The organism is Mesorhizobium sp. CO1-1-8 (assembly GCF_020164875.1).
Lineage (GTDB): Bacteria > Pseudomonadota > Alphaproteobacteria > Rhizobiales > Rhizobiaceae > Mesorhizobium.
The window spans coordinates 78,848-85,728 of sequence record NZ_JAIUGZ010000022.1; the positions used below are offsets into that span (position 1 = coordinate 78,848).

At 60.2% G+C, this 6,881-nt stretch carries 3 protein-coding genes; 1 reads left to right on the forward strand and 2 read right to left on the reverse strand.

Going from position 1 to position 6,881, the window contains the following annotated elements:
• Positions 1-294: 294 nt before the first annotated feature.
• Positions 295-1,875, forward strand: a complete 1,581-nt coding sequence (locus LB558_RS29960) for an anti-phage dCTP deaminase (RefSeq protein WP_224700795.1) — start codon at positions 295-297, stop codon at positions 1,873-1,875.
• 97 nt (positions 1,876-1,972) lie between these two features.
• On the opposite strand, the gene carB is transcribed toward LB558_RS29960, so the two are convergent.
• Positions 1,973-5,470: a carbamoyl-phosphate synthase large subunit gene (gene carB / locus LB558_RS29965; protein WP_224700796.1), complete on the reverse strand. Its 3,498-nt coding sequence runs from the start codon at positions 5,468-5,470 to the stop codon at positions 1,973-1,975.
• 214 nt (positions 5,471-5,684) lie between these two features.
• Positions 5,685-6,593: an SH3 domain-containing protein gene (locus LB558_RS29970; protein ID WP_224700797.1), complete on the reverse strand. Its 909-nt coding sequence runs from the start codon at positions 6,591-6,593 to the stop codon at positions 5,685-5,687.
• Positions 6,594-6,881 lie beyond the last annotated feature (288 nt).

Sequence of the window (6,881 nt, forward strand, 5' to 3'; positions counted from 1 at the left end):
TCCTACCAAGCCGCATTAATCTCATTATTTCTTATCGTTTCCCGAAGACGCCTTCAGAGATGCCGAGTGCGACCGTACGCTAAACGGTCCACGCAGTTCTTGTGGGCGTGCGCTTAGGGATTTAGCTACCTGACTCAAATTTCTGTGTAGCTGACTGGAGTGCTGCTTAACATTTGTGTTTGTCACAGATTCCCCTCGCAGATTTTGAGCCATCAGTTGATTCCTCCGTGATTCCTATTAATGAATCTTTTCGCTTAAACGGACAAGTTAAATGTCCGGTTCCGGGGGGAACTCATGACATTGAATGACAACGCATTAAACGAGTCTACAGATTGGCCCGAACTCATATTCGGGTTGGTGGGTCCAATCGGCGTCAACATGCGCATCGTAGAACAAAAATTGCGCGAAGCGCTCGTCTCAGTTGGTTACAATCCACAGTCAATTCGACTGACCGATTTGATGTCTCGAATTGCGATTGAAGGCATCGAAATTGACGACGGGTCGAATCCAGTCGCGAAGTATGAATCAAAAATCCGATATGCAAACGCGGTTCGAAAGAAATGTGAGAACGATGCGGCTCTTGCCGCGTTGGCGATTGATGAAATTCGAAATTGCCGTGAAGCCCATTGGAAGAAAACGGATCCTTCCCCGGACGCGGGAATGCGCCCCGTCGAGCGCGTAGCATATATACTTCGACAATTGAAAAGAGCTGAAGAAATTCTATTGCTTAGAAAAGTATATGGCCGAAAATTTATTCAAATATCGGTTCATCTAAGTGAAAAAGATCGAAAGAAGAACCTCGAACGTGACATTGCACTTAACAATGCGAACTTGACACCAAAGCAATGCACCGAATATGCCGAAAGCCTTGTAGAGACCGACATGAGCGAGCGCTCAGATATCCACGGTCAGCGTATTGAAGAAGTGTTCCACATGGGAGACGCTTTTATCAGTGGTCGCAATGAGGATAGCATTTCGCGAACGACGGACCGTTTTGTAGCTGCGTTCTTTGGGAAAAACTCAATAAGCCCGACAAAAGATGAGTACGGTGCCTACATGGCGACCTCAGCCTCACTTCGATCTATCGACCTTTCTCGCCAAATTGGGGCGGCGATATTTTCAACAAGAGGCGAGGTTATATCGCTTGGCTGCAATGAAGTTCCAAAATTTGGTGGCGGGACCTATTGGACTGAGGATGAAGATCCCCATCGAGATTTTGATGATGGGATTGATGCTAACCGTACCGAGAAAAATCGCATAATTTTTGATTTTCTTCGTACGCTCGAAGGCGCTCAGGTTTTGAAGGATGGAGCATCCGCCGCAACGATTTACTCGGATGAGAAGGTCCGCAAGCGAATTAAGGATGCTGCAATTTCGGACATTACAGAATTTGGCAGAATGACACACGCTGAAATGACGGCACTATGCGATGCTGCTCGTTTAGGCAGAGCTACCGCCGGCGCCACAATATTCGTGACTACATTTCCGTGTCACAACTGCGCTAAACATATCATTGCATCGGGAATCCGAAGGGTCGTATTTATAGAGCCTTATCCGAAGAGTAAGGCGTTGTCATTGCATGAGGATTCGGTCTCATTGGACGACAATCAGGAAAAGAGAGTTATCTTCGAGCATTTCGTCGGAATTTCTCCGAGAAGATACAGAGACATATTCGAGAAAACGTCTCGACGAGGTGGCGGCGGGCAACTTTCAGAATGGTATGAGGATAGCCCAAAGCCACGGCTTGAAGACAAGGGCCCATCTTATATCTGGAATGAGGAATCTGGCATTTTCTCCACGCTCGAAAAGGTGGTGGAAGAGTTGGGTATTGAGTTAGAAAATCCACAAGAGCCGAAAACCGAGGGGGTCTATTAACAGCGGAATGGCACGCGGTCGGTAACGCCGGTGCGACAGCGCCCCCCTCTGGCCTGCCGGTCATCTCCCCCACAAAGAGGGAGATCAGCCAATCACCTTAAGCAAAATACTCCTGAAGCGGCCTGACCTCCAAACTCCCCGCCTTCAGCGCCGCGATCGCCTCCGCCACCGCCGCCGCGCCCGACAGCGTCGTGTAATACGGCACTTTCTGCATCAGCGTTGCTCGGCGCAGCGACTTCGAGTCCGACACCGCCTTCTGGCCGTCCGTCGTGTTGAAGACGATCTGGACCTGGCGGTTGCGGATGGCGTCTTCGATGTGGGGGCGGCCTTCCAGTACCTTGTTTATTTTCTGGGCGTCGACGCCGTTTTCGGCGAGGAAGCGGGCGGTACCGGAGGTGGCCAGCACCTTGAAGCCGAAGCCGGCAAGGCGCTTGACCGCTGGCAGGATGCCTTTCTTGTCCTCGTCGCGCACCGAGACGAACAGCGTGCCGGAGCGCGGCAGGTCGACGCCGGCGCCCAGCTGGCTCTTGGCGAAGGCCAGCGCGAAATCGCGGTCGAGGCCCATGACCTCGCCGGTCGAGCGCATTTCCGGCCCGAGCAGGATGTCGACGCCGGGGAAGCGGGCGAAGGGGAACACCGCTTCCTTGACCGCGATGTGGCCGGGATTCCTGGGGTCGGGCATGGCGCCGTAATGGGCGAAGGCGTCTTCCAGCGTCTCGCCGGCCATGATGCGGGCGGCGATCTTGGCGATCGGCCGGCCGATGGTCTTGGCGACGAAGGGCACGGTGCGGGACGCGCGTGGATTAACCTCCAGCACATAGACCGTGCCGTCCTTGATCGCGTACTGCACGTTCATCAACCCGCCGACATTGAGCGCGCGGGCAAGGCTTGCTGTCTGGCGCTCCAGTTCGTCGACCAGCTCCGAAGGCAGCGAGTGCACCGGGAGCGAGCAGGCGCTGTCGCCCGAATGGATGCCGGCCTCCTCGATGTGTTCGAGAATGCCGGAGACGAAGGTTGCCTTGCCGTCGCAGAGGCAGTCGACGTCGACCTCGATGGCGCCCGAGAGATAGGTGTCGAACAGCAGCGGGTTCTTGCCCAGCAGCGTGTTGATCTGGCCGGTCTTGTCGTTGGGGTATTTCTGCTTGATGTCCTCCGGCACCAGGCCGGGCACGGTGTCGAGCAGGTAGGATTGCAGCATGCCCTCGTCATGGATGATCTGCATGGCGCGGCCGCCGAGCACATAGGACGGGCGCACCACCAGCGGGAAACCGAGCTCGCCGGCAACGAGGCGGGCCTGCTCGACCGAATAGGCGATGCCGTTCTTCGGCTGGCTAAGGCCGAGCTTGTGCAGCAGCTTCTGGAAGCGGTCGCGGTCTTCGGCCAGATCGATCATGTCGGGCGAGGTGCCGAGGATCGGGATGCCGGCTTTTTCCAGCGCATCCGCCAGCTTCAGCGGCGTCTGGCCGCCGAACTGGACGATGACGCCGACCAGCTCGCCCGAGGCCTGTTCGGCGCGCAGGATCTCCAGCACGTCTTCGGCCGTCAGCGGCTCGAAATAGAGCCGGTCCGAGGTGTCGTAGTCGGTCGACACGGTCTCCGGGTTGCAGTTGATCATGATCGCTTCGTAGCCGGCGTCGCGCAGCGCGAAGGCGGCATGGCAGCAGCAATAGTCGAATTCGATGCCCTGGCCGATGCGGTTCGGCCCGCCACCGAGGATGACGACCTTTTTCCGCGACGACACCTGCGCCTCGTTGGCGAGGCTGCCTGCGAACGGCACTTCATAGGTCGAGTACATGTAGGCGGTGGGTGAGGCGAACTCGGCGGCACATGTGTCGATGCGCTTGTAAACAGGATGAACGTCGAGCTTTTCGCGAGCTTTCTGAATCACTTCGGCGTCGGTCTTCGTCAGCGACGCGAGGCGGGCATCGGAGAAACCCATTGCCTTCAACATGCGCAGATTGACGGCATCCTCGGGGATGCCGTGCTCGCGGATGCGGGCTTCCATGGCGACGATGCCGGCGATCTGTTCGAGGAACCACGGGTCGATCTTGCACATGGCGTGCACGTCTTCCAGCGAGGTGCCCATGCGGATCGCCTGCGCCACCATGCGCAGCCGGTCGGGCGTCGGCGTGCCAAGTGCGGCACGGATGGCGTTGCGGTCGTCGGCATGGTTGGCCGCACCATAACCGAGACCGGGGATCTCGATCTCGTCGAGGCCGGTGAGGCCGGTTTCGAGACCACGCAGCGCCTTCTGCAGCGATTCCTGGAAGGTGCGGCCGATGGCCATGACTTCGCCGACCGACTTCATCGCGGTGGTCAGCACCGGCTCGGCGCCGGGGAATTTTTCAAACGCAAAGCGCGGGATCTTTGTGACGACGTAGTCGATCGAGGGCTCGAAGGACGCCGGCGTGGCGCCGCCGGTGATGTCGTTCTCCAGCTCGTCCAGCGTGTAGCCGACGGCGAGTTTTGCCGCGATCTTGGCAATCGGGAAACCGGTCGCTTTCGAGGCCAGCGCGGAAGAGCGCGAGACGCGCGGGTTCATCTCGATCACCACCAGGCGGCCGTCGGCCGGGTTGACGGCAAACTGCACGTTGGAGCCGCCGGTCTCGACGCCGATCTCGCGCAGCACCGCGATCGAGGCGTTGCGCATCATCTGGTATTCTTTGTCGGTCAGCGTCAGCGCCGGGGCGACGGTGATCGAATCGCCGGTATGCACGCCCATCGGGTCGATGTTCTCGATCGAGCAGACGATGATGCAATTGTCCGCCTTGTCGCGGACGACCTCCATCTCATACTCCTTCCAGCCGAGCACGCTCTCCTCGATCAGCACTTCGGTGGTCGGCGAGGCGTCGAGGCCGGACTGGACGATCTCGTAGAATTCGGCGCGGTTGTAGGCGATGCCGCCGCCGGTGCCGCCCATGGTGAAGGACGGGCGGATGATGGCCGGCAGGCCGACATGGTCGAGCGCCTGGGCGGCGATCGCCATGCCATGGCTGATGTAGCGCTGCTTGCGGTCGCCTTCGCCGAGGTTCCAGCGGGTTTCCAGCGCGTCGAGCGCGGCATCGAGATCGGCAGGCGCCTCGGCCTTGACGGCGGCGCGCTCGGCCTCATGCATCTTGCGGTCGGTGTTCTTGACGTCGGTGGCGTTGGCCAGCATCGATTTCGGCGTTTCCAGTCCGATCTTCTTCATCGCCTCGCGAAACAGCGCGCGGTCCTCGGCCTTGTCGATGGCCGTGGCGTCGGCGCCGATCATCTCGACATTGTAGCGCTCGAGCACGCCCATGCGGCGCAGCGACAGAGCGGTGTTGAGCGCGGTCTGGCCGCCCATGGTCGGCAGCAGCGCGTCGGGCCGCTCCTTGGCGATGATCTTGGCCACGACTTCGGGCGTGATCGGCTCGATATAGGTGGCGTCGGCCAGTTCCGGGTCGGTCATGATGGTGGCCGGATTGGAATTGACCAGGATGACGCGGAAGCCTTCCTCCTTCAGCGCCTTGCAGGCCTGCGTGCCGGAATAGTCGAACTCGCAGGCCTGGCCGATGACGATGGGGCCGGCCCCGATGATCAGGATCGACTTGATGTCAGTGCGTCTTGGCATGTCAAAGGTCCGTTCGGCGGGCGGCTTGCACAAAAAACCGGGACGGGAAGACCCGGCCGGTTGTGCTCGCGATTCTGGTATCAGGCTAGGAGGGCCTTATAGGGAAGAGTTTTGACTGATGTAACCCCGAAAATGCGAGGTAGGGGAATAGGGTGGGTTCGAGGGAATTCCAAACATACTCCCTTGTTCCCCTACTCCCTTACTCCCCTAAATTCTAATTCCCCAGCGCCAGCTGATCCGTGATCTCGAACCGCTCGGCCTCGCCGATGCGGATCATGTTGAGGCCGCCCTCCCGAGTGAAGCGGAAGTCGCCGGGCGCGTCGGAACCGGCCGGCTGGCCGGCACGGAAGGAGATGATGCGCGTGCCGCCGTCGGGCCAGGTCACAGTGATGTTCGCCTTGTCGGCGGTGTGCACCACGCTGACCTTGCAGCGCTCCATTGGCTGGCCGACATAGCGGGCGCAGGGAATCTCGGGGCCAGAAGCCGGCGTCGGAGCGGGATCCGGCGGGACATCGGGCGCCGCCAGCGCCAGCAGGTACGCATCCTGCATCGCGGCGCGGCCGATTTCGGCGGCTGATCTTGGCGTGCTTTCGGCTGCCGGGCCGGCGCCGCCAAGCCGCGCCGTCAGGTCGGGCGGTGCGACCGGCGCGCTGTTGGCTGAGCCGGTGGCCTGCGATTGATCCGGCGCCAAGGCCTGCCCGGCCTCATTGGCGCTGCCGGTGGAGGCAACCACAGGCGCATCGGCCGGTCTTGTCTCGCCTTCGACATAGGGGGCCGGATTAAGGGGGATGAGATAGCGCGCCGGCGCCCAACCGCTCAGCTTCTCCTTGCCCGTGCTCTCGATCTTGCACCATTTGTAGCCGTTGATGTCGTTGCAGCCGAGATTGGTGACCATGTCGCCGCTGCTCAGCCGCACTTCGACCTTGGCGACCGGCGATGCGGTGGTGCGGACCTTGAGAAGGTCGTCCGGCGCCAGGCCGGTGACGACGGAGATGACGAGGTCCGGCGCCTCTTGGGCCATCTCTTCAGCCATAGCGGGGGCAATCACCGGCCATGCCGTCATCAACAGCGGAGCGGCAATCAGCGCATGCAGGGTTGTTCGGAGCGTAACTGTGCGCCTCATCGTTTGGCCGTGCGCTGATACCATGCCGCGGCGGATCGAGCCCGCCGCAAGCCCGGCCGGTTTTATAAGGGACGACGCGGCGCCATGTAAGCCCGAAAATTCGGGTCGCCGTTTCGCCAGTCTCAACCCGGTCCGCCAGGCCGTAAGCCAACTCTGGACGGCATGAACGCCCTTGCGTTCAGCCGGGCATGAACGCAAGGGCGTTCAGCCGGGCATGAACGAAGGGCGTTCAGCCGGGCATGGGCATGAACCCGGTTCTGAGCGCGTGAGCCCATTCCGGCCGGCCCG